The following is a 22506-nucleotide window of genomic DNA, read 5'->3' on the forward strand; positions in this document are numbered from 1 at the left end:
CCCAATCAAGATTGCAGCGCGTCAGCCATGCGATCCAGCTTACCGCGGACTGTGCCGTCGATTACCAGATCACCGGCCTTGATGAGCACCCCGGCCATCAAGGACGCATCGATGCTGCAATTCAGCTTCACTTTGCGCGCGAGACGTTGTTCCAGAGAAGCCTGAATATTGGCTTTCTGCTGGTCGGTCAGTTCGATCGCCGAAATCACGTCAGCCTGAACCTCTTTATCCAGTTCAGCTTTGAACGCTACAAATTCAGCAACGACCGCCGGCAGCACACCCAAGCGACCATTCTCGGCCATCACCCGGATCAGGTTCTGGCCATGCACGTCGAGTTGCTCACCGCAGACACCGACAAACAGCGTTGCCAGCTCTTCGGCGGCCACAGAGCCGTTTACCAGGTTGTGCATGGTCTCGTTTTCCACTACTTGCGCAGCGAAACCGAGCATACCCAGCCACTGGTCAACCGCCTTGTGCTCAACGGCAAACTCGAAAGCAGCCTTGGCGTAGGGGCGAGCGATTGTAGTCAGTTCAGACATAGCCCCGTTCCCGTTACAGTTCTGCTACCAGTTTGTCGACGATGTCGCTGTTGGCAGCCTGGTCGATTTGACGCGCCAGGATCTTCTCTGCACCAGCAATGGCAAGAGCAGCAACCTGCTTACGCAGTTCTTCTTTGGCACGATGACGTTCAGCTTCGATCTCGGCACGGCCCTGAGCCAGGATTTTTTCCCGCTCAGACTGGGCACCAGCGGCAGCTTCATCAATGATCTGGGCTTTACGTTTGTTAGCCTGCTCAATGATTTCAGCAGCCTGCAGCTTGGCTTCTTTCAGCTGATCGGTGGCGTTGGCCTTGGCCAAATCCAGATCTTTCTTGGCACGTTCGGCAGAAGAGAGACCGTCAGCAATAGCTTTCTGACGGGCTTCGATGGCAGCAATCAGCGGCGGCCATACGTACTTCATGCAAAACACTACGAAGAAGAAAAAAGCAATTGCTTGGCCGAGGAGGGTGGCATTGATATTCACAGCCGATGTCCTCTTAAGTTAGTTAATGGGTTATGCCTGGAGAGTCGTAACGACTTAGCCAGCAACCGCAAACATCACGTACAGACCCAGACCAACGGCGATCATCGGGATCGCATCCACCAGACCCATTACGATGAAGAACTGGGTACGCAGAACAGGGATCAGATCCGGTTGACGAGCAGCACCTTCCAGGAACTTGCCACCCAGGATACCGATACCGATGGAAGCGCCGATAGCAGCCAGACCCATCATCATTGCAGCAGCGATGTACAGCAGGTCCATGTTCAAGTTTTCCATGAGGATCTCCAGTTATTTAGATGTAATTGATTGTATAAAAAGGATTATTTGAGTTGCATCAACCATGGTCTTCCTGCGCCATCGACAGATAGACGATGGTCAGAACCATGAAAATGAATGCCTGCAAAGTGATGATCAGGATGTGGAAAATTGCCCAAGGCACGGACAGGATCCACTGTGACCACCAGGGTAACAAACCAGCAATCAGGATAAAGATCAGTTCGCCAGCATACATGTTGCCGAACAGTCGAAGACCCAGAGAAACAGGTTTGGAAATCAGCGTAACAGTTTCCAGGATGAGGTTAACCGGGATGGCCGCCGGGTGGTTGAAAGGCTGAAGCGTCAGCTCCTTCACAAACCCGCCGATACCCTTGACCTTGATGCTGTAATACAGGATCAAGAAGAACACGCCCAAAGCCATGGACATGGTGATGTTAACGTCAGCAGAGGGAACCACACGCAGATAGGGAATACCCATCAATTGTGCAGCGTGAGGGATAAAGTCAACGGGGATCAGATCCATGAAGTTCATCAGGAAGATCCACACAAACACCGTCAGCCCCAAAGGTGCGATGACCTTGTTGCGACCGTGAAAGATGTCTTTGACGTTACCATTCACAAACTCGACCAGCATCTCCACAAAGCACTGCAGCTTACCCGGCACCCCGCTGGTAGCGTTAACGGCTACTTTGCGGAACAGCAGGATAAACAGGGCGCCTAGCACGACGGAAAATACCATTGAGTCGATATTGACCGTCCAGAACCCGGACCCGACTTGAAGGTGGGTCAGGTGGTGGGAGATATATCCCTGAGGAGTCAGGACTTCTCCGGTTGCAGACATGAGTTTTCCTAATAGTGGTTGTTAAGCGTGAATGAAACCATCCACTGTACAACGAGGGCGAGGATATAAGTGGCGAAAAACGAGACGGTAACGACCTCGACTCCCGCACCAAACATCAGGGCGAATAGACCTGTTGTAGAAATGAGCTTAATCCCTGCCCCACCATAAAAGTCCCGCAAAACCATGCCCACACTCTCGGTTGTCACCTTGCGGCGCAGCACCCAGACAGTAAACAAGGCTTGAGGAACCCAGTACATCCCCCCTCCGTAGAGGGCGGAATAACCGGCGCTGGCACCAGTCAGGTAAAACCAGACGGCACTCATCGCCAGGATCAGGATGAGCTGACAAACGAGCATAACCAAGGCCAGTGTCAAACCTTCCAAGGCTATTTTCTGCTTCACCAACCTACCCCTGAACATTACAGAACTGTAAAAAATCGGGATCCGAAGACCCCATGTTAACAGCTCTTAAAGCCGGTCAAATTATACCCTTGAGGGCAGCTATTGCAATATGACAAAAATCCTTAATTTTTGCGGCTTTCCGCGGCAAATCAGGGTTATGGTCATATCAAAAGGAATGGATGTTTTATTACTACAAAAAGCGTAAAAATCACGATTCCGACACGCCAAAATAGCCCAATATACGGTCCAAATCGGACAAATTCTCGTAACTTATTACTAACTTCCCGCTATCCCGCTTGCCAGGCTGAAGTTGCACCTGATTGCCAATTTTTTCTGCCAGTTGGCGCTCCAGGTAGCCGATCTGCGGATCACGGGCCGGTTCGACCCTGGCTTTTGCCGGTTCGAGCGCTTTTTGCACCAGCTTCTCGGTATCGCGCACGGTCAGCCCTTTCTGGGCAACCAGCTTGGCCAGTTCGGACTGGGCCTGGCCGCTCAGAGCCAGCAGGGCACGGGCATGGCCCATGTCGAGGTCGCCATGCTCGACGAAACGCTTCACGTCGTCGTTGAGCTGGTTGAGACGCAACAGGTTGGTCACCGTGGTGCGGGACTTGCCCACCGCCTCGGCCACCTGCTGGTGGGTGAGTTCGAATTCGGTCAGCAGTCTTTGTAAAGCGACCGCCTCTTCGATGGCATTGAGGTCTTCCCGCTGAATGTTTTCAATCAGCGCGATGGCGACGGCAGCCTCGTCGGGAACATCCTTGACGATGCAGGGCACCACCTCGAGCCGCGCCAGCTGGGACGCGCGCCAGCGCCGTTCACCGGCGATGATTTCGAAGGATTGTTCGCCGAGAGGGCGTACCACGATGGGCTGGATCACCCCCTGGGCGCGGATGGAGTTGGCAAGCTCTTCCAGTGCATCCTGGGACATGTCCTTGCGGGGCTGGTACTTGCCGGACTGCAACCACTCCACCGGCAGCTTGCGCAGCTCACCCTGATTGGTGGGGGCCATGGCTTCTTCAGTACGTTGATCGCTCATCACCTGTTTCTGGCGGGCAGCCGTGCTGGTACTGAGCAGGGCATCCAGCCCCTTGCCCAGTCCACGTTTTTTCGGAGTCATATGCTCTCTCGGTCTGCGATGGTCGCCTGACGTTCCTGCTCCTGGCGGCGCAGGATCTCGCCAGCCAGTGCCAGGTAGGCCTTGGCGCCCACCGATGATTTGTCATAGTGCATGGCCGGGGCACCGAAACTCGGGGCCTCAGCCAGTCTAACGTTGCGGGGAATGATGGTGCGGTAGACTTTGTCGCCAAAGTGCTGTTTTAGCTGATCGGACACATCATTGGCCAACCGGTTGCGGTGATCGAACATGGTGCGCAGCACCCCTTCGATCTTGAGATCCGGATTGACCACGGCGGCCAACTTGCTGATGGTGTCGACCAGGGCGGTGAGCCCCTCCAGCGCGTAATATTCGCACTGCATGGGTACCAGCACGGAGTCGGCGGCGGCCATGGCGTTCACGGTCAGCATGTTGAGAGAGGGCGGGCAGTCGATGAAGACGTAGTCGTATTTGTCCCGCACCGAGGCCAGCGCATTGCGCAGGCGGATTTCGCGGGCGAAAAATTCCATCAGGCGGATTTCGGCCGCGGTCACGTCGGCATTGGCGGCGATCAGGTGATAACCCCCGGTAGTTTCGGGGATGATCACTTCGCTGATGGGGGCATCCTCGATCAGCAACTCATAGGCGGTGCGCTCGACGTCATACTTGTCGACACCGCTGCCCATGGTGGCATTGCCCTGCGGATCCAGATCGATCACCAGCACCTTGCGCCGGGTGGCAGCCATGGAGGCGGCCAGATTCACACAGGTGGTGGTTTTACCCACTCCACCCTTCTGGTTGGCTATGGCGATGACTTTTCCCACACGATCCCCTAAATGAAACTGCGACCCTATTCGGGCTGGATATGTTTGAATTCCAGCAGATGACGTTCGCCTTCCAGCTCCGGCACCCGCAACTCATGACAGGCTACCAGACGGATATTGGCAGGCAACTGGGCCAGCTCCTGCTCGGGATATTGTCCCTTGAGCGCCAGGAAACTGCCCTGTTCTGACGGCAGGTGGTGACACCAGCTCAGCATGTCCTCCAGCGAGGCAAATGCCCGACTCAGTACACCATCAAATCCCACCTCGGGTTGATACTCTTCAACCCGGGATTTGACCGGCGTCACATTGGTCAGACCCAGCTCCTGGACTACCTGACGGATGAAGTTGATCCGCTTGCCCAGACTGTCGAGCAGGACGAACTGCTTGTCCGGATTGATGATGGCCAGCGGCAATCCCGGCAGGCCGGGTCCTGTCCCCACGTCGATGAAGCGCTCACCGTGCAAGTGGGGGCTTACCACCAGGCTATCGAGGATATGCTTGACCAGCATGGCGTCCGGATCTCGCACCGAGGTGAGATTGTAAGCCTTGTTCCACTTGTGCAGCAACTCGACCAACTGCACCAGTTGGCTCTTTTGGGTATCGGTGATAACAATTTCGGCCTGCTTGAGCAGGCCGTTCAATCTTTCCAGCATATTTTCCAACGGTAAGAATCCTCAGGCGGTTTTACGCAGCAGGCCGTGTTTTTTCAGGTGAACCAGCAGGATGGAGATGGCCGCCGGGGTGATGCCGGAGATGCGGGAAGCCTGACCAATGGTCTGCGGTTTGGCATCGTTCAGCTTGGCTTTCACCTCGTTGGAGAGGCCATTCACATCGCGATAGTCCAGATCCAGCGGCAGCAAGGTGTTCTCGTTGCGCAGCTGCTTCTCCACTTCATCGTGCTGACGCTCGATGTAACCGGCGTACTTGATCTGGATCTCAACCTGTTCGGCCGCGGCAGGATCAGTCACGGAAGGGCCGACACCTTCGATGGCCATCAGCGCATCATAGGTCACCTCGGGGCGACGCAGCAGCTCTTCCAGACTTTGTTCGCGGGTCAGCGGGGTGTTGACCAGGGCGTTGACTGCCTCCAGTGACGGATGTTGCGGGTGGATCCAGGTTGAACGCATGCGCTGACGCTCCAGCTCGACCTGTTCCATCTTGGCGTTGAATTTGCTCCAGCGCTCGTCATCCACCAGACCCAGCTCGCGACCGATGGCGGTCAGGCGGATATCGGCGTTGTCTTCACGCAGCAGCAGGCGGTATTCGGCGCGGCTGGTGAACATGCGGTAAGGCTCGCGGGTCCCCAGGGTGGAGAGATCGTCCATCATCACGCCCATGTAGGCCTGATCCCGACGCGGGTTCCAGGGATCCTTGTCCTGGGCACGCAGGGCCGCGTTCAGGCCGGCCATCAGGCCTTGTGCCGCCGCCTCTTCGTAACCGGTCGTGCCGTTGATCTGGCCGGCGAAGAACAGGTTTGGAATGCACTTGCTCTCCATGTTGGCCTTGAGATCCCGCGGATCGAAGAAATCATATTCGATGGCATAGCCGGGGCGGGTGATGTGGGCGTTCTCGAAGCCGCGCACAGAACGGACGATCTGCACCTGCACGTCAAACGGCAGGCTGGTAGAGATCCCGTTCGGATAGAGTTCGTGGGTGGTCAGGCCTTCCGGCTCGACGAAGATCTGGTGCGCCGTCTTGTCGGCGAAACGGGTGATCTTGTCTTCGATCGACGGGCAGTAGCGCGGGCCGATCCCTTCGATCACCCCGGCGTACATGGGGCTGCGATCCAGGTTATTGCGGATCACCTCGTGGGTACGCTCGTTGGTGTGGGTGACGTAGCAAGGCACCTGACGGGGATGCTGGCTGGCATTGCCGATAAACGAGAAGACCGGACGCGGATCGTCGCCGTGCTGTTCCTGCATGACGGAGAAATCGACGCTGCGAGCATCGATGCGCGGCGGGGTGCCAGTCTTGAGACGATCGATGCGCAGCGGCAGTTCACGCAGGCGTTGGGCCAGAGCGATCGAGGGAGGATCCCCGGCACGGCCGCCCTTGTAGTTTTCCATCCCGATATGGATCAACCCGTTCAGGAAGGTACCGACCGTCAGCACCACTGTCTTGCCGCTGATGCGGATCCCGCTCTGGGTGACCACACCGGCAACACGATCCCCGTCCATGATCAGATCGTCACAGGCTTGCTGGAAGATCTTCAGGTTCGGGTAGTTCTCCAGCATCTGGCGAACGACGGCCTTGTAGAGCAGGCGATCCGCCTGGGCACGAGTGGCTCGCACTGCCGGGCCCTTGGAGGAGTTGAGGGTGCGAAACTGGATCCCGCCAAGATCAATGGCACGCGCCATGATCCCGCCGAGTGCGTCAACTTCCCTGACCAGGTGTCCCTTGCCGATCCCGCCGATCGCCGGATTACAGGACATGTGTCCCAGCGTATCGATATTGTGGGTCAGCAACAGGGTGTTCATGCCCATACGGGCTGCCGCTGTTGCTGCTTCGGTTCCGGCATGACCGCCACCGACGACGATCACATCAAATTGTTCATGGTATTGCATTGGGATCACCTTGATCTGCACGCCTGAAGATCTTTATTTGCCTGGGCTAAAGGGCGGAACATTCTATCTGTTTCGCGTCCTGAGGGGAACGTCTACTTAACGTTCAGTATGAAGGGAGGATCCACTAATTAGATCTTAAGGATCTTTAGATTGATCTTTTACTGGATCTCTTATTAGGATCCGCCCTTTCTGTTGATAAGCACTTTTTGATCATAAAGATCATTAATTTAAGGACGATCCTAGCTTGTGGAAAAGCTTGGATCCTGGCTCGGTGAACGAGGGGATAACCAGGACTTTTATACACAGAGGTCTGTCGGTATGGATCTAATACATGGATAACTATAGGTTTTGCAGAGCTTTACACCGTAGTTATGCACATTACCCCTGGGTGTTGTGGGTAACCTTGTAGAACAACTCCCCCGGATCAATCTGTTAATAACATGGTGGATAGTCGATCTGGGGATAAGTGGGGAGATCAAGCTTTTTTTCAGGATCTCCCGCACGCTGATCAGGCGATCATCGTCATCCAGTCGCGGATCCACACTTCTGCGGCATCTTCGGGGATCTCGTGTTGGGTCACATCGATGTCGAGCCGCTCGCCGATCCGGCTGGCACCGCACTCGGCCAGCAGCCGATCCAGCGTCTTGCCACCCTGGCAAAAGGTGTCATAACTGCTGTCACCAAGGGCGATTACGCCATATTTCAATGAATTAAGATCCGGATGCTGCTCGGCAAGATCCTTGGCGAAGGCTTGCAGGTTGTCGGGTACATCCCCGGCACCATGGGTGGAAGTGACCACCAGCAGGATGGATCCCGCATCATCCAGCACCTCTGCCAGCTTGGCCGGGTTGTGGATCCGGGTCTGGTGGCCAGCCTGTTCCAGCAGGTTGGCGACGTGGTCTGCGACATATTCGGCGGCGCCCAGCATGGAGCCGACGACGAGATTGAGTTTGGCCATGGAATGGATCCTGATTTCAGACAAAGAAACGGAAAGCCTGATTCTACCGCCAAAGGGTGTGGATAAATATGGATAAAGCTTGGGGATAATGGATCCAGTCAGATAATGCCACCGGATCCATCCTGCCGATCTTTTTTCTGCTTCTTTATATTCCTCTCCATTTTCTTCTCCGCTCATAGCTCTCCTGATGGTTCCCATCTCCCGCGGAATCCTGCCAACGATGCAGTCAGATAACAATGTAGATGCAAATGATTAGCAATTATTGAATCGATTCGATCACGGCTCCTGTAGTAGGATTGCGCTGCTTTATTCGCCCATGGAACAGGGTGATGTCGTGACAAACGACCACAAATAACAATTAAAACAACATAACTCATTGATAAACGAGACTTTAATATGATTGCGCAAAAATACACTACAGGACCCGGCAAGAAGGGCGCCTTCGGCGTGCTTTCGCTCTCCGGTTTGCTCGTCTCTCTGCCGCTGATGGCCGAACAAACCACCGCTGAGCTGCCCAAAGCCAGCGAAACCATGGTGGTGACCGGTACGGCCATGAAGGTGGAAGTGCCGATGGCCGAGACCCCTCGCGCCGTCTCCGTGGTTAATCGCGAGGAGCTGGATCAGCACGCCGTGTTGCAGCTGGATGAAGCGATTCGCTACCGTTCCGGCGTATTGACCGGTCTCTATGGTTCCGACAACAACACCGACTGGTTCAAGGTACGTGGCTTCGATGCCGCTTCCTATCTCGATGGAAGCATCCTGTTTGGCTCTGGTTACTATCTTTGGACGCCGGAACCGTTCGGCCTGGAGAGTCTGGAAGTGCTGAAGGGGCCCGCTTCAATGCTCTATGGCGTAGCGCCTCCGGGCGGGGTGATCAATGCCATCAGCAAGCGACCGACCGCCACGCCGCAAGGGCAGGTGGAGCTGCAGCTTGGCAGCCGGGATCATCGTCAGGTCGGGGTGGATGTCTCTGACGCGCTCTCCGACAGCAGCCGCTACCGGATGGTTGCTCTCTATAAAGAGCGTGATGGGGTGCTCACCGGCACCTACAACGATCGGGTTTATCTGGCGCCGAGCGTCACCTTCGATCTTTCGGATCGTACCAGCCTGACCCTGCTGGCCAGTTTTCTGCACGACGAAGGAGTCCCGACCAACGGCTTCTTCCCGGTCTATGGCACCCTGAATACGTCAGGTGGCCAGATTGATCCCTCCACCAACCTGAGCCAGCCGGATTACGATCGCAACCGCAATACCCAGATCTCCACCGGTTACGAGCTGGCCCACCAGCTCAACCAGACCTGGGAGTTCAAGCAGAACGTCCGCTTCAACTACAACGATCTGCTGCTGCGCCAGACCTATATCTATCCTTGGGCTGCCTGGCCCGCGACTCCCGATGAAAATATGCCGGTTCGTGGCCGTGGCATGATCTATCGGGATGGCAATACCAAGAGTGCCACTATGGATAATCAGATGGTGGGCTACTGGAACACCGACAGCACCGAGCAGACCCTGCTGCTTGGGGTGGATCTGCAGCGTCATGTCAACAAGGGGATGGAAGCGGATTCATGGATGGGAACCATAGATACCCAGAACCCAGATTACAGCGGCTTCCCTGGATTTGATGAGTCAACGGCCACTTACCAGAAAACAACCATGGCTCAAGAGGGGATCTATGCCCAGCATCAGATCCGTTGGGACGATCGCTGGTTGCTGACAGGAGGTGGTCGCTTTGACTATGTCGAGACCCATAACATCAGCAAAACATATGATAGAGATGAAAAGCAGTACGATCATGCGCTATCCCTTTCCGGCAGCTTGATGTATCTGGCCGACAACGGCATCTCGCCATATCTTGTTTATTCTGAGTCGTTCTTGATGTTGCCCGGGATCGATCCGAATACCAAAACTTCATATAAATCCCGTGAGGGAAAATTGTATGAAGCAGGCGTCAAATATGCGCCTGCCTTCCTCGACGGTTACATCAATCTGGCGTTGTTCGATCTGGCCCAGACCAACTCGCTGGTCTCTACCGGTTCCGGCCAGCAGACCCAGGCGGGTGAAGTGACCTCTCAGGGGATTGAGCTGGAAGGGAGCGTGCAGGTGACAGATGCGCTGCGTCTGACCGCTGCTTATACCTACACAGATGCCAAAACCAACGACACCGGCAGTGGCGATCGCCGTGCCAGTCTGATCCCGCGCCACCAGGCCTCCTTCTGGGGTAACTACAAGGTGCAGCAAGGGGTGGCTTCGGGTCTGGAGCTGGGTACCGGTGTACGTTATATCGGTTCCAGTGTGGGTATTGGCGCCGTGAATGCGGACTACTCCCCCATCTACGGCTCTGCCGAGGTGCCGGCCCATACCGTCTGGGATGCGATGATCGGGTATGACTTTGCCAAGAACTGGCGTGCCCAGCTCAACGTCAACAACCTGCTGGGTGAAACCTACGTGGCCAGTTGTGACTACTACTGCTACTACGGCGAGCCGCGCAGCGTAGTGGGCAGCATCAACTACCGCTGGTAATCGAAGTCGGGCGGGAACCGGATTCCCGCCCTTCTTTTCACCCGCAGTTGTTCTGATCTCTCTGGAATACCGGTCCGTTATGGAACTCTTGTCTCTGGTTTATCGCCAATATCGTTGGCCCTTTATCGCCATCACCCTGCTCAGTCTGCTCAGTGCCGTCAGCGGGATTGGCGTCATTGCTTTTATCAATCAGTCTCTTATCGAATCTATAGGTGATCCGCTGCCGATCCTCGGTCAGCTGGTCGGCCTGATTGTGTTGCTGCTGGTGATCACTCTCGGATCTCAGCTGGCCCTGACCACTCTCGGTCACCATTTTGTCTACCGGTTGCGTGGCCGTCTGCTCAAGCAACTGTTGGATACCGATGTCGCCCGCATCCGCCAGATTGGTCAGGGGCCACTGCTGGCCTCCCTCTCCAGCGATATCGGCCAGATCACCATCGCCTTCGTGCGCCTGCCTGAGCTGGTGCAGGGGCTGGTGCTCACGCTGGGTTCTGCCCTTTACCTTGGCTGGCTCTCTCCTGCATTGCTCGGGGTGACTGCGCTCTGGGTCACCGTCACCATGGTGGTGGGCTGGTTGCTGGTGAACCGTGTTTATCGCCATCTCTCCCACATGCGTCAGGCCGAAGATCGGCTCTATCAGAACTATCAGGCCATCATCGCCGGTAGCAAGGAGCTGGCGCTCAACCGCGAGCGGGCTCACTTCGTTTACCACCAGCTCTATGAGCAAAATGCCCGTGACTACCGCCAGCAGATCATTCGCGCCGACACCTATCACCTGAGCGCGGTGAACTGGTCGAATATCATGATGCTGGGGGCCATCGGTCTGGTCTTCTTTCTGGCCAACGGCCTTGGCTGGGCCAACACCAATGTGGCCGCCACCTTCGCCCTGACCCTGCTGTTCCTGCGCACCCCGCTGTTGCAGGGGATTGGCGCCCTGCCGACCCTGCTTGCCGCTCAGGTGGCGTTCGACAAGATCGCCGCCCTCAATCTGGCCGAGCCGGATGCGGACTTCCCGCTGCCGCCCGCCATCCGCCCCTGGCAGCGTATCGAGCTGGAGCAGGTGAGCTTTCACTATCAGGGGGAGGGCGGTTTTACCGTTGGCCCCATCGATCTGGTCATCGAAAAGGGGGAGCAGATCTTCATCATCGGTGGCAATGGCTCCGGCAAGTCGACGCTGGCCATGCTGCTGACCGGCCTTTACCAGCCGGTATCGGGCCGGATCCTGCTGGATGGTGAGCCGATCACCGATCGCAACGGCTATCTGGCGCTCTTCTCCGCCATCTTCACCGACTATCACCTGTTCCAGCACCTGCTGGGGCCGGAACCCAAGGATGAGCTGGTGGCTGAGTGGCTGGAGCGGTTGCAGATGGGCAGCAAGCTCACCATCGAGGATGGCTTTATCGCCGATATCGATCTCTCCCAAGGGCAGCGCAAGCGGGTCGCCCTGCTGCTGGCGCTGGCCGAGCAGCGCGAAGTGATGCTGTTTGACGAGTGGGCCGCGGATCAGGATCCCCAGTTCCGCCGCATCTTCTATCAGGTACTGCTGCCGCGCCTCAAGGAGATGGGCAAGACGGTGATTGCCATCAGTCACGACGATCACTACTTCCCGCTGGCCGATCGCCTGCTGGAGATGCGGCAGGGAAAACTCACCGAACTGACCGGCGCGCGCCGTGCCGCAGTGAGCCGTGATGCGATCGCCCACCTGGATTGCGAGGTGCCGGCTTGATGCCGGCACCGATGAGACTGGCGGCAAGCCAGCACAGGAATTGCTTATGTTCGAGATGAAATCAGCCAGCTTCACGGTCAATGACCGCACGCTGCTGCACCCCACCGACCTGCGTTTCGAGCAGGGACAGGTCTATGGCCTCATCGGCCACAATGGGTCGGGCAAATCGACCCTGCTCAAGCTACTGGCACGCCAGCAACCCTTGAGTGATGGCGAGATCCTGTTCGATGGCAAGCCGCTGCCCGACTGGGGCAATCGGGAGTTTGCCCGTCAGGTGGCCTATCTGCCCCAGCATTTGCCGAGCGCCGAGAATCTGCTCGGGAGGGAGCTGGTGGAGATGGGCCGCTACCCCTGGCGCGGCCTGCTGGGCCGGATGGGGGCGGAGGATCACCGTCAGGTTGATCGGGCCATCGCCCTTACCCATACCGAACGCTTTGCCGATCGGCTGGTGGATACCCTCTCCGGCGGCGAGCGGGGGCGGGTCTGGCTGGCGATGCTGCTGGCCCAGGAGAGCCGCTTTATCCTGCTGGACGAGCCGCTGGCCGCGCTGGATGTGGCCCATCAGGTGGAGGTGCTGACGCTCGTCAAGCAGTTGAGCCGTCAGCTAAACCTCGGGGTCATCATCGTCATTCACGACATCAATATGGCCTCCCGCTTCTGTGATCGGCTGGTGGCGCTCCACTCCGGCCGCCTGCTTACCCACGGCGAACCTGAGGGGCTCATGACCAGTGAGACCCTGCACGCCATCTATGGCATTCCGATGGAGGTCATTCGCCACCCGGCTCATGCTCATCCCATCGCCATCGTCTGACCGGGGGGCTCTCTTGAACCGTTTATTGAAGAAGATGGCACCCTGCCTTATTAGCCTGCTGCTGCCACTTGCGGCGCAGGCCGAAACATCCCCGATCGCCTCTGCGCCGCTACCCCGTATCGCCACCGTCGACTGGACCATAGCCGAAACCCTGCTGGCACTCGGGGTGACTCCGCTGGCCGTTGGGGATGTTGGCCCCTATCAGGCATGGGTTGGCGAGCCACGGCTACCCGCCGGAGTGGTGGATATCGGCCTGCGCACCCAGCCCAACCGTGAGCTGCTGGCAGAGCTCAAACCCGACCGCATCCTCATCTCGCCGCTGGCGGCCCCGCTGGCGCCAACTCTTTCCCGCATCGCGCCGGTGAGCACCATCGCCCTCTATGATGGGCAAACCGATCTGTGGCAGAGACTGCACGAGGTGACCCTGACTCTCGCCCGTATGGTGGGCAAAACTGCCGAGGGCGAACGGCTGCTGGCCGGGCTGGATCGGGATCTCGCCAGCATGCAGGCCGGATTGCCTGCGGATCTGCCGCCCCTGCTGGTGGTGCAGTTTATCGATGAGCGCCATGTGCGGGTGTTTGGTCGCCACAGCCTGTTCGATGCGGTGATGACGCGGCTCGGGCTGCGTAATGGCTGGCAGGAGCAGACCAATGACTGGGGTTTCTCGGTGGTCAGCATCGAGCAGTTTATGACCTTGCCAACCGCGCGGCTGGTGGTGGTCGATCCTATCCCGGTAGGGGTGAGCGAACGGCTGCAGGAGCCTGGGCTGTGGCAGCATCTGCCGCTGGTACGGCAGGCGCCCGTGCTGCATCTGCCTGCGGTCTGGAGTTTTGGCGGCGTACTTGCAGCCCGCCGTTTCGCCGGTCTGCTCAGCGATGCATTGCTGCAAGATGCCGAGCGTATGGAGGCGAGCCGATGAAGCGACTGCTCACATCGCCGCTGCTGCGGCCGGTCTCGATCCTGCTGGGGTTGATCCTCTTGCTCGCGTATTGGGAGCTGGCTCGCCAGCTGCCCGGTGCGCTCTGGTGGCAGAGCCTCTTCGCCCCCAATCTGGATGACGTCAGCCAAGCGGTGGTGCATTTCAGCTGGCTGCCCCGCTTGGTTGTCACCCTGCTGGCTGGGGCGGCGCTCGGGCTGGCAGGCACCCTGATGCAGCAGGTGCTGCGCAACCCGCTCGCATCACCCACCACTCTTGGGGTGGCCTCCGGCGCCCAGCTGGCGTTGATGATGGTGACCCTGTTTGCCCCCTCCTGGTTGCTGCTGGGGCGGGAGTGGATCGCCATGGCCGGTGGCAGCCTCGCGATGGCACTGGTGTTTGCCCTGGCCTGGCGTCGCCAGCTCAATCCGGTGGTCATCGTCTTTGCCGGGCTGGTGATCAACCTCTATCTGGCGGCCATCAGCATGGGACTCTTGCTGTTCTTTCAGGAGGAGCTGAAAGGCTTGCTGGTGTGGGGCAGTGGCTCGCTAGTGCAGAACAGCTGGAGCGGGGTTAGTTACCTGTTACCCCGCCTGCTGGCAGCCGCTTTGCTGGCCGCGGTACTGGTTCGCCCGCTGGCGGTGCTGGAGCTGGATGATGCCAGCGCCCGCAGTCTGGGGGTCTCCCTTCAGCATCTGCGTTTTGCCGGACTTGGGCTGGCGGTGTTTGTCACCGCTTGCGTGGTGAGCGTGGTGGGGCTGATCGGCTTTGTCGGGCTGGCCGCACCCGCCATGGTGCAGCTGCTCGGGATCCGCCAGCTTGGCCAGCGGCTGTTGTGGGCACCGATCCTCGGCGCCCTGCTGCTGGCGGCGACCGATCTGTTGTTGCAGAGCCTGAGCCGCTTCTGGCCAGTCTTGATCCCCACCGGCGCCATGACCGCCCTGCTGGGGGCGCCGCTGCTGCTCTGGCTGATCCCGCGCCTTGGCATCAAGTCGGGTACGCCGAAGGCAAACGCCGGCCTGCTGGTGGCTCGCCATCCGGCTCCGGCTCGCCTTATTGGCCTGTTGCTGGTCGGGTTGCTGCTGGCCGTGGTCGCCTCCCTGCTGGTTGGGCAGGGAATGACGGGCTGGAGCTGGCCAAGCTGGCTCCGCTGGCAGGCCCAGCTGGAGTGGCGGCTGCCGCGCACTCTGGCGGCGGGGGCGGCCGGTGTGCTGCTGGCGCTGGCGGGCACCCTGTTGCAGCGGGTCAGCAACAACCCGATGGCGAGCCCGGAGCTGCTGGGGGTGAGCGGTGGCACCTTTATGGGGGTGATAGCGACGGCGCTGTTGCTGCCTGCATTGCCCCTGCCGCTGATGCTGTCCGGTGGCCTGCTCGGTGCCTTCGCTTGTCTCTTGCTGCTGGTGCTGGTCAATCGCAAGCACGGCTTCCAGCCGGAGCGGATCCTGCTCTCCGGTATCGCCATCACGGCACTGTTTGAGCCGCTGCAGGCCATCGCGCTGGCCAACGGTGACCTGCGGGTGCAGCAACTGCTCTCCTGGATGTCCGGCTCCACCTACTACGTCACCCTGCCGGTGGCCTATGAGTTGGTGGGGCTGGCGCTGTTGATGCTGGCCGTCTGCCTGTTGGTGAGCCGCTGGCTCGATCTGCTGCCGATGGGGAGTGCTGTAGCGACCGCGCTTGGCATTCGCCTCAACCGTGCCCAGCTCGCCATCCTGCTGCTGGTGGCCGTGCTCACCGCCAGTGCCACCCTGGTGGTCGGGCCGCTCTCCTTCGTCGGTCTGTTGGCGCCACATATGGCCAAGCTGATGGGGTTGGTGCGGGCACGTTGGCACCTGCTTGGGGCCGCCGCTTCCGGCGCACTGCTGATGGTATCGGCTGACTGGGTCGGCCAGCAGATCCTCTTCCCGCAGGAGGTGCCGGTCGGGCTGGTATCCACCCTGTTAGGGGGCGCTTACTTCATGTGGTGCCTGCGTCGCCTCTAGGTTTGCGGATAAAAAACATACAAAAAGCCCGGGATAAACCCGGGCTTTTTGTTGCCTGCTGTGCGGAGAGTTACTTGCCGATGCAGAAGCTGGAGAAGATGCGGCCCAGCAGATCGTCGGAGCTGAATTCGCCGGTGATCTCGGAGAGGGACTCCTGCGCGAGGCGCAGCTCTTCGGCCACCAGCTCGCCGGCCACGAACACTTCCAGCTGCTCTTTGGCCACCTGCAGCCGCTCGGCAGCACGCTCCAGCGCATCCAGATGGCGGCGGCGGGCCATAAAGCCCCCTTCGGTGTTGCCCTGGAAGCCCATGCACTGTTTAAGGTGCTCGCGCAGGGCGGGCAGCCCCAGCTCGGTTTTGGCGGAGATGCGGTAGACGGCGTGGCCCAGCTCCTGACTCGGAGCCAGATCCTCGCCGGTCAGATCGGCCTTGTTGCGAATGACGGTGAGGCCGATGTTTTTTGGCAACCGATCAACAAATTCCGGCCAGATCTCCCGCGGGTCAACCGCGTCTGTGGTTGTGCCATCCACCATAAACAGCACCCGGTCGGCCTGTTCGATCTCGGCCCAGGCGCGTTCGATACCGATCTGCTCCACCTTGTCCTGGGTGTCGCGCAGACCGGCGGTGTCGATGATGTGCAGCGGCATGCCATCGAGATGGATATGCTCGCGCAGCACATCGCGGGTGGTACCGGCAATCTCGGTGACGATGGCTGACTCGCGGCCCGCCAGGGCATTTAGCAGGCTCGATTTGCCGGCGTTGGGACGACCGGCGATCACCACCTTCATCCCTTCCCGTAGCAGGGCGCCCTGTTTGGCTTCCCCGCGCACGTCGTCCAGCTCGGACATGATGGCGTAGAGGTCGCCCGCCACCTTGCCGTCGGAGAGGAAGTCGATCTCCTCGTCCGGGAAGTCGATGGCCGCTTCCACATAGATGCGCAGCCGGATCAGGCTCTCCACCAGTTGCTGGATTTTGCTGGAGAACTGCCCCTGCAGGGAGTGCATGGCGCTGCGGGCGGCCTGTTCGCTGGAGGCTTCAATAAGGTCAGCGATAGCTTCGGCTTGGGCCAGATCCAGCTTGTCGTTGATGAAGGCGCGCTCGCTGAACTCGCCGGGGCGGGCAGGGCGGATGCCATCGATTTTCAGAATGCGGCGGATCAGCATGTCCATGATGACGGGGCCGCCGTGGCCCTGCAGCTCCAGCACATCCTCGCCGGTGAAGCTGTTGGGGGCTTTGAACAGTAGGGCGATGCCCTGATCCAGTACCTGGCCTTGCTCATCCTTGAACGGCAGATATTCGGCGTAGCGCACCCGCGGGAGCTTGCCGAGCACTATCCCGGCGACCTGTTCGGCTGCGGGGCCGGAGACCCGGACTATGCCGACGCCACCACGGCCTGGCGCGGTGGCCTGGGCCACGATCGTATCTGTTGTCATCTTGCTTGGCTCGTTTGTTCGCTGATAGGAAAACGTAGTGGGAGACATTGTAATAAAAAAGGCGGCCCGAAGGCCGCCTCTTTTGTCATCACGGGAAGATTAGCTGCGTGAATGCAGTCCTTTCTTCTCCAGCTGACGATAGATGATGGTCTGCTGGATGATGGAGATGACGTTGCTCACCAGCCAGTAGAGAGTCAGACCAGCCGGGAACCAGAGGAACATGAAAGTGAAGATGATCGGCATGAACTGCATCACTTTCTGCTGCATCGGGTCGGTTACGGTGGTCGGGCTCATCTTCTGCAGATACCACATGGAGGCACCCATGAGGATTGGCAGCACGAAGAAGGGGTCCTTCACTGACAGGTCAGTGATCCACAGGGCAAACGGCGCGTGACGCAGTTCAACGGACTCCATCAGTGCCCAGTAAAGGGCGATGAAGATCGGCATCTGAACCAGGATCGGCAGGCAGCCACCCAGCGGGTTGACCTTCTCCTTCTTGTACAGCTCCATCATGCCCTGAGACATCTTCTGGCGGTCATCGCCGAAGCGCTCGCGCAGGGCTGCAATCTTGGGCTGCAGCATGCGCATCTTGGCCATGGAGGTGTACTGGGCCTTGGTCAGCGGGAACATGATGCCGCGCACCAGCAGGGTCAGCATGATGATGGCCAGACCCCAGTTCTGGACGAAACCGTGGAACACGGTCAGCAGCCAGTGCAGCGGTTGGGCGATGAACCACAGCCAGCCGTAGTCGACGGTCAGGTCGAGGTGGTTAGCCACCTTGGCCATCTGGTCTTGCAGCTTGGGGCCAACCCACAGTTTGCTGGTCACTTCGGCCTGTTGACCGGCAGCCACGTCAACCATCGGCGCCTTGTAACCGATGATGGCCTGGCCTTTACCCGGGATCACACGGCTGTAGAAGCTGTTGGTATCGTCGGCATTTGGTGCCCAGGCAGAGACGAAGTAGTGTTGCAGCATGGCGACCCAACCACCCTTGGTGGTCTTGTTCAGGTCGGCATCCTTCATCTCGTCGAAGGTGTACTTCTTGTAGCGGGTATCTTCAGTGGAGAAGGCACCACCACGGTAAGCGCTGGCTACCATGGCATGACCTTCCTGATCCTTCGGTGTGGCTACGGTCTGCTTCAGCTGACCATAGAACTGCACCTGAACCGGCTCGGCAGATTTGTTGTCGATCTTGTAATCAACGCCAACGGCATAGTCGCCACGCTTGAGGATGAACTCCTTGGTGAAGACCACGCCCTTGCTGTCGGTCCAGGTCATCGGAACGACGACTTGATCCTGACCATCGGCCAGCTGATAGCTGGTCTGGGCGGCTTCATAGGTAGGACGACCTTCGGCCTGACTGTCCGGACCGTTGCGACCCACCAGACCGCTCTGGGCGATATAGAGGTGCTCAGGCTTGCTGGTCAGCAGCACGAACGGTTGGTCCTTGCCCTCTTCCAGTTTGTGAGACAGCAGTTCGGCAGACACGATGTCGCCACCCTGGGTGTCCAGGGTCAGCTTGAGCACGTCAGAGGAGACGGTGATCAGCTTGCGTGCGGCAGTCGCGTTGGCTTGCTCGGAAACCTGAGGAATATCACCGGTCTGACCGGCTTCAGGTACGAAATGTTCGGTTTGGGCCACGGTAGTCGGGGCCGGCTTCGGAGCCTTGTCGGACTCCCACTGTTGCCAGAGCAGAAAGCTCACGAACAGCAAACCGATCAGGAGTAGATTGCGTTGTGATTCCATAGTTTTCAGTTTCTTCGCTTTGGTTGCGGAACCGGGTCATAACCACCCTCGGATAAGGGATGGCATTTTAATAGACGTTTGCTGGCTAACCAAACGCCTTTTATGAAACCGTGAAGTCGGATGGCTTCTATCGCAAATTGGGAACAAGTTGGGGTAAAACGGCAGCGCGGCCCGAGCAGAGGGCTAATGATTAGCTGATACAGGCGTATCAGTTTGATAGCTACCCATTGCAACGGCGTGACAGGGTGCGCCATAGCTTTTCCAGTAACTTGAACAGTTCCTCGTTATCCATCTCTTTCACACCGGCCTTGGCGATTACCACGATGTCGATAGCGGGCAGCTGATGTTGTTTGAGGCGGAAACTTTCCCGAACCACCCGTTTGACACGATTACGCCAAACGGCACGCTTGAGTGCTTTTTTGGGCACAGCGAGACCAAGACGAGGGTGTTCGAGCGAATTGGGAGAAGCGAGAAGGGTAATCTGCGGAGAGGCGGCCCGGACAGGCTCGGCGAAAACGCGTTTGAAGTGTTCGGGAGTTAACAGACGTAACTCCCGAGAGAAGGTGTGCTGGGTAGGCATTAGACTACCAGGCGGGCACGACCCTTGGCACGACGAGCGGCCAGAACTTTACGACCGTTGGCAGTTGCCATGCGGGCGCGGAAACCGTGAGAGCGCTTGCGCTTCAGGTTGGACGGTTGAAAAGTACGTTTCATGATTCGATTCCGTATTTCTGTACAGTTTTGATTGTCACACTTAGCCGACGCGCCAGCTATAGCGTGTGACGACTAGCAAAAGAGGCCGAATTCTAAACAGAGTTCGGCTTTTAGTCAATCCGCCGTTCCCTCTCATCCTGCCGTGGCCTTGAAAAGGCCACTGCCGAGCGTGAGGATCCAGAGGATCAAGGGCTCCGGATTATACTGGCAACCCGGGGTTAAACAAGGGATCCCTCAATAAAAAAGGCGGCCAGGCCGCCAAAGAGAGAGCTATTTAAGGACTTTCCGCAAGAACTCCCGGGTACGGGGATCCTTGGGATCGACCAATATCTGATCCGGCGGGCCCTGCTCGACGATCCGTCCTCCTTCCATGAAGATCACCCGATCGGCAACATCACGAGCAAATTCAATCTCATGGGTCACTACCACCATGGTCTGGTGCTGGCGGGCCAACTCTTTCATCAGCCCCAAAACCTCGTCGACCCACTCGGGATCGAGGGCCGAGGTGGGCTCGTCAAACAGGATCACTTTGGAGTGTGCTGCCATGGCGCGACCAATGCCGACCCGTTGCTGCTGGCCGCCGGAGAGGGAGGCCGGATAGGCATCCTGCTTGTCGGCAAGACCAATGTCCTTGAGGATGGCGAGCGCTGTGGCGCGGGCCTCCGCTTTTGGCTGCTTCCAGACGGTGATCAGCCCTTCGGCGATGTTGTCGAGCGCCGTCTTGTTGGCAAACAGGGCGTAATTCTGGAACACGAAGGAGGCCCGTTTGCGCAGCTCGATCGCCTGCTGTTCGCTGGCCTTGGCCAGATTCAGCTCGAGATCGTCGATGGCAAGGGTGCCCGCATCCGGGGTCTCCAGCAGGTTCAGGCAGCGCAACAGGGTCGACTTGCCGGTGCCGGAGGGGCCGATGATGACGACAATTTCCCCCTTTTTGACCTCCAGATCGATGCCGTTGAGCACCTGATTGCCGTGATATGCCTTGGAGAGGCCGGTTAGCTTGATCATGAGAGCCCTCCTTTAATAGGCACGGTTGAGACGGACTTCCAGCGGATGCTGCAAGCGGGTAAAGAAGATCACCACCACCCAGTAGATCAGCGCCACCGCCATAAAGCTCTCGAAGAACTTGAAGGAGGAGGAGGCTTCCATTTGCGCCTTGCCCATGATCTCGGCCACCCCCAGCGTGAATGCCAGCGAGGTACTCTTGATCATGTCGATGAAGTAGTTCATCAGCGACGGGGTGGCGATACGGGCCGCCTGCGGCAGGATGATCCGCTGCATCGCCTGATAACGGCTCATGCCGATACTGAGAGCCGCTTCCATCTGGCTTTTGTGAATGCCGATGATGGCTGCGCGGATCGACTCGGCCATGTAGGCGGCGAAGTGCAGGGTCAGACCGACGATGGCGGCAGTAAAGGCATCCATCCCCACGAAGATCGGGAACAGCTGCGGCAGTCCGTAGTAGAGCAGGAACAGCTGAACGAGTAGCGGTGTACCCCGAAAGAACGAGATATAGAGCATTGCCAGCCAGTGAATCGCGGGGACGCGAAACACCCGTACTATCGCCAGGGCCAGCGAGAGTACGAGTGCCAGCACGAATCCCCACAGGGCCATTTCCATCGTGGTGCCCAGGTATTTGAGCAGGATGGGAAACAGCCCCAGCGTGTATTCGAGGTCAAATTCCATCATTTATTTGTCGGTGATGTCGGAAGCGAACCATTTCTCGGAGATCTGACGCAGGGAGCCATCCTTGCGCATGGCGGTCAGGGCCTCGTCGACCTTCTTCAGCAGTGCCTGTTTCTCCGGGGTCTTCAGGAAGGGCAGGGCGTTCTCGATAGTCTCGAACGGTGCGCCAGCCTGTTGCAGCGGCAGCTTGGACTCTTTGATCAGCTGGGCGGTGGAGACGCGGTCCATCACGAAGGCATCGATGCGACCCAGCGCGACATCCTGCTCGAAGGCGGAGTCATAGGTGCGGATGTCGATCTTCTTGTTCGGGTCATTCTTGCGCAGCAGCTCTTCAAAGTTGGAACCCAGGTTCACGGCCACCTTCTTGCCTTCCAGATCCTTGATGCCATGAATGGTGCTGTTGCCCTTGCGTACTACGATCTGGGCGCCGTCATAGACGTAAGGCTGGGAGAAGTCGTACTTCGCCTTGCGCTCGTCGGTGATGGTGATCTGGTTGGAGATGGTGTCGATGCGGCCGGTTTCCAGCATGCCGAACAGGCCGGAGAAGCTGGCGGTCACGAATTCGACCTTGTAGCCGGTGCGCTCGCCGATCTGGTTCCACATATCAACTTCAAAGCCCTGCAGCTTGTCCTGCTTGACGAAGGTGAACGGGAAATATTTGCCGGACATGCCGACCTTGATGGTCTCCTGGGCGATGGCCTGACCGGACAGGGTGGCGAGCAGGATGGCTGCGCCGGAAATCAGTTTGATGGATGTTTTCATGGTGTTTCTCTCTCTCAATGTCTTGTATTTGTAGTTGTAATAACTGGTTTGGCCCTGATGTTATTGGAATAAAATTTAAAAAATAAATGACATTTGGTTATATGAAATAACAGGAGAGAAGCACGGGATCGACCAATCCGGACGGTGGATCAAGCTGTGGGTAACTTTGGGGATGAAATCCGATCCAAAGGCGCTGGATCCTTGAAAGTCAAG

23 protein-coding genes are annotated in these 22506 nt (G+C 58.3%); 5 read left to right on the top strand and 18 right to left on the bottom strand.

Going from position 1 to position 22506, the window contains the following annotated elements; all coding sequences use genetic code 11:
- Positions 1–5: 5 nt before the first annotated feature.
- From atpH to mioC, 10 genes are all read right to left on the bottom strand, one after another.
- Complete coding sequence (gene atpH, locus AB5Y84_RS01935; protein ID WP_005339341.1) at positions 6–539, bottom strand: F0F1 ATP synthase subunit delta; 534 nt, start codon at positions 537–539, stop codon at positions 6–8.
- A gap of 13 nt (positions 540–552) precedes the next feature.
- Complete coding sequence (gene atpF / locus AB5Y84_RS01940; protein ID WP_005339336.1) at positions 553–1023, bottom strand: F0F1 ATP synthase subunit B; 471 nt, start codon at positions 1021–1023, stop codon at positions 553–555.
- A 54-nt stretch (positions 1024–1077) separates the two neighbouring features.
- Positions 1078–1320 (bottom strand): F0F1 ATP synthase subunit C, encoded by a 243-nt coding sequence (atpE, locus tag AB5Y84_RS01945; protein WP_005307205.1) that lies wholly within the window; start codon positions 1318–1320, stop codon positions 1078–1080.
- Positions 1321–1378: 58 nt separating this feature from the next.
- Positions 1379–2161 carry a F0F1 ATP synthase subunit A gene (gene atpB, locus AB5Y84_RS01950; RefSeq protein WP_005339335.1) on the bottom strand — a complete coding sequence of 261 codons (783 nt, stop codon included), beginning with the start codon at positions 2159–2161 and terminating at the stop codon, positions 1379–1381.
- 8 nt (positions 2162–2169) lie between these two features.
- On the bottom strand, positions 2170–2580 hold the full coding sequence (locus tag AB5Y84_RS01955) for an ATP synthase subunit I (RefSeq protein ID WP_368176266.1): 411 nt from the start codon (positions 2578–2580) through the stop codon (positions 2170–2172).
- A 190-nt stretch (positions 2581–2770) separates the two neighbouring features.
- The gene (locus tag AB5Y84_RS01960) at positions 2771–3679 is read right to left on the bottom strand and encodes a ParB/RepB/Spo0J family partition protein (RefSeq protein ID WP_005342343.1); all 909 of its coding nucleotides are present in this window, start codon (positions 3677–3679) and stop codon (positions 2771–2773) included.
- Positions 3676–4479 carry a ParA family protein gene (locus AB5Y84_RS01965; protein WP_005342341.1) on the bottom strand — a complete coding sequence of 268 codons (804 nt, stop codon included), beginning with the start codon at positions 4477–4479 and terminating at the stop codon, positions 3676–3678. Before AB5Y84_RS01965 ends, AB5Y84_RS01960 begins: the two co-directional genes overlap by 4 nt.
- A gap of 26 nt (positions 4480–4505) precedes the next feature.
- A complete protein-coding gene (gene rsmG / locus AB5Y84_RS01970) occupies positions 4506–5132 on the bottom strand; it encodes a 16S rRNA (guanine(527)-N(7))-methyltransferase RsmG (protein ID WP_323969583.1) in 627 nt (208 codons plus the stop codon).
- Positions 5133–5153: 21 nt separating this feature from the next.
- Entirely contained in the window at positions 5154–7043 is a 1890-nt protein-coding gene (gene mnmG / locus AB5Y84_RS01975; protein WP_245133375.1) for a tRNA uridine-5-carboxymethylaminomethyl(34) synthesis enzyme MnmG, read from the bottom strand.
- Between the two features lie 508 nt (positions 7044–7551).
- Complete coding sequence (gene mioC / locus AB5Y84_RS01980; RefSeq protein WP_204384830.1) at positions 7552–8001, bottom strand: FMN-binding protein MioC; 450 nt, start codon at positions 7999–8001, stop codon at positions 7552–7554.
- Positions 8002–8397: 396 nt separating this feature from the next.
- Between mioC and AB5Y84_RS01985 the strand changes: the two genes are divergently transcribed.
- From AB5Y84_RS01985 to fhuB, 5 genes are all read left to right on the top strand, one after another.
- Positions 8398–10521 carry a TonB-dependent siderophore receptor gene (locus AB5Y84_RS01985; protein ID WP_368176267.1) on the top strand — a complete coding sequence of 708 codons (2124 nt, stop codon included), beginning with the start codon at positions 8398–8400 and terminating at the stop codon, positions 10519–10521.
- A gap of 79 nt (positions 10522–10600) precedes the next feature.
- On the top strand, positions 10601–12247 hold the full coding sequence (locus AB5Y84_RS01990) for a multidrug ABC transporter permease/ATP-binding protein (protein WP_201939320.1): 1647 nt from the start codon (positions 10601–10603) through the stop codon (positions 12245–12247).
- A 46-nt stretch (positions 12248–12293) separates the two neighbouring features.
- A complete protein-coding gene (locus AB5Y84_RS01995; protein ID WP_076494161.1) occupies positions 12294–13058 on the top strand; it encodes an ATP-binding cassette domain-containing protein in 765 nt (254 codons plus the stop codon).
- A gap of 34 nt (positions 13059–13092) precedes the next feature.
- Complete coding sequence (locus AB5Y84_RS02000; RefSeq protein WP_368176290.1) at positions 13093–13977, top strand: ABC transporter substrate-binding protein; 885 nt, start codon at positions 13093–13095, stop codon at positions 13975–13977.
- Positions 13974–15956, top strand: coding sequence for a Fe(3+)-hydroxamate ABC transporter permease FhuB (gene fhuB, locus AB5Y84_RS02005; protein ID WP_064339079.1), 1983 nt, complete (start codon positions 13974–13976; stop codon positions 15954–15956). The genes AB5Y84_RS02000 and fhuB overlap by 4 nt, the downstream gene beginning before the upstream one ends.
- 70 nt (positions 15957–16026) lie before the next feature.
- Here fhuB and mnmE read toward each other — a convergent pair whose 3' ends face one another.
- The 8 genes from mnmE to AB5Y84_RS02045 all read right to left on the bottom strand — a co-directional run bounded on the left by mnmE (position 16027) and on the right by AB5Y84_RS02045 (position 22293).
- Complete coding sequence (gene mnmE / locus AB5Y84_RS02010; protein ID WP_064339080.1) at positions 16027–17388, bottom strand: tRNA uridine-5-carboxymethylaminomethyl(34) synthesis GTPase MnmE; 1362 nt, start codon at positions 17386–17388, stop codon at positions 16027–16029.
- A 99-nt stretch (positions 17389–17487) separates the two neighbouring features.
- A complete protein-coding gene (yidC, locus tag AB5Y84_RS02015) occupies positions 17488–19134 on the bottom strand; it encodes a membrane protein insertase YidC (RefSeq protein WP_088868083.1) in 1647 nt (548 codons plus the stop codon).
- 5 nt (positions 19135–19139) lie between these two features.
- Positions 19140–19388, bottom strand: coding sequence for a membrane protein insertion efficiency factor YidD (gene yidD, locus AB5Y84_RS02020; protein ID WP_075116235.1), 249 nt, complete (start codon positions 19386–19388; stop codon positions 19140–19142).
- Complete coding sequence (gene rnpA / locus AB5Y84_RS02025; protein WP_005342318.1) at positions 19355–19714, bottom strand: ribonuclease P protein component; 360 nt, start codon at positions 19712–19714, stop codon at positions 19355–19357. The genes yidD and rnpA overlap by 34 nt, the downstream gene beginning before the upstream one ends.
- Positions 19714–19848, bottom strand: coding sequence for a 50S ribosomal protein L34 (gene rpmH / locus AB5Y84_RS02030; RefSeq protein ID WP_005307156.1), 135 nt, complete (start codon positions 19846–19848; stop codon positions 19714–19716). Before rpmH ends, rnpA begins: the two co-directional genes overlap by 1 nt.
- Before the next feature lie 270 nt (positions 19849–20118).
- Positions 20119–20853, bottom strand: a complete 735-nt coding sequence (locus AB5Y84_RS02035) for an amino acid ABC transporter ATP-binding protein (RefSeq protein ID WP_139444457.1) — start codon at positions 20851–20853, stop codon at positions 20119–20121.
- Positions 20854–20865: 12 nt separating this feature from the next.
- Positions 20866–21534 (bottom strand): amino acid ABC transporter permease, encoded by a 669-nt coding sequence (locus tag AB5Y84_RS02040; RefSeq protein ID WP_368176268.1) that lies wholly within the window; start codon positions 21532–21534, stop codon positions 20866–20868.
- The gene (locus tag AB5Y84_RS02045) at positions 21535–22293 is read right to left on the bottom strand and encodes an amino acid ABC transporter substrate-binding protein (RefSeq protein WP_005339308.1); all 759 of its coding nucleotides are present in this window, start codon (positions 22291–22293) and stop codon (positions 21535–21537) included.
- Positions 22294–22506 lie beyond the last annotated feature (213 nt).

The organism is Aeromonas sp. s11, from assembly GCF_040907945.1.
Taxonomy (GTDB): domain Bacteria; phylum Pseudomonadota; class Gammaproteobacteria; order Enterobacterales; family Aeromonadaceae; genus Aeromonas; species Aeromonas veronii.

Coding starts and splice junctions, on each gene's coding strand:
- atpH (WP_005339341.1), bottom strand. CDS start 539: ATGTCTGAACTGACTACAATCGCTCGCCCCTACGCCAAGGCTGCTTTC.
- atpE (WP_005307205.1), bottom strand. CDS start 1,320: ATGGAAAACTTGAACATGGACCTGCTGTACATCGCTGCTGCAATGATG.
- atpB (WP_005339335.1), bottom strand. CDS start 2,161: ATGTCTGCAACCGGAGAAGTCCTGACTCCTCAGGGATATATCTCCCAC.
- AB5Y84_RS01955 (WP_368176266.1), bottom strand. CDS start 2,580: ATGTTCAGGGGTAGGTTGGTGAAGCAGAAAATAGCCTTGGAAGGTTTG.
- AB5Y84_RS01960 (WP_005342343.1), bottom strand. CDS start 3,679: ATGACTCCGAAAAAACGTGGACTGGGCAAGGGGCTGGATGCCCTGCTC.
- rsmG (WP_323969583.1), bottom strand. CDS start 5,132: ATGCTGGAAAGATTGAACGGCCTGCTCAAGCAGGCCGAAATTGTTATC.
- mnmG (WP_245133375.1), bottom strand. CDS start 7,043: ATGCAATACCATGAACAATTTGATGTGATCGTCGTCGGTGGCGGTCAT.
- mioC (WP_204384830.1), bottom strand. CDS start 8,001: ATGGCCAAACTCAATCTCGTCGTCGGCTCCATGCTGGGCGCCGCCGAA.
- AB5Y84_RS01985 (WP_368176267.1), top strand. CDS start 8,398: ATGATTGCGCAAAAATACACTACAGGACCCGGCAAGAAGGGCGCCTTC.
- AB5Y84_RS01990 (WP_201939320.1), top strand. CDS start 10,601: ATGGAACTCTTGTCTCTGGTTTATCGCCAATATCGTTGGCCCTTTATC.
- AB5Y84_RS01995 (WP_076494161.1), top strand. CDS start 12,294: ATGTTCGAGATGAAATCAGCCAGCTTCACGGTCAATGACCGCACGCTG.
- AB5Y84_RS02000 (WP_368176290.1), top strand. CDS start 13,093: ATGGCACCCTGCCTTATTAGCCTGCTGCTGCCACTTGCGGCGCAGGCC.
- fhuB (WP_064339079.1), top strand. CDS start 13,974: ATGAAGCGACTGCTCACATCGCCGCTGCTGCGGCCGGTCTCGATCCTG.
- mnmE (WP_064339080.1), bottom strand. CDS start 17,388: ATGACAACAGATACGATCGTGGCCCAGGCCACCGCGCCAGGCCGTGGT.
- yidC (WP_088868083.1), bottom strand. CDS start 19,134: ATGGAATCACAACGCAATCTACTCCTGATCGGTTTGCTGTTCGTGAGC.
- yidD (WP_075116235.1), bottom strand. CDS start 19,388: ATGGCGCACCCTGTCACGCCGTTGCAATGGGTAGCTATCAAACTGATA.
- rnpA (WP_005342318.1), bottom strand. CDS start 19,714: ATGCCTACCCAGCACACCTTCTCTCGGGAGTTACGTCTGTTAACTCCC.
- rpmH (WP_005307156.1), bottom strand. CDS start 19,848: ATGAAACGTACTTTTCAACCGTCCAACCTGAAGCGCAAGCGCTCTCAC.
- AB5Y84_RS02035 (WP_139444457.1), bottom strand. CDS start 20,853: ATGATCAAGCTAACCGGCCTCTCCAAGGCATATCACGGCAATCAGGTG.
- AB5Y84_RS02040 (WP_368176268.1), bottom strand. CDS start 21,534: ATGATGGAATTTGACCTCGAATACACGCTGGGGCTGTTTCCCATCCTG.
- AB5Y84_RS02045 (WP_005339308.1), bottom strand. CDS start 22,293: ATGAAAACATCCATCAAACTGATTTCCGGCGCAGCCATCCTGCTCGCC.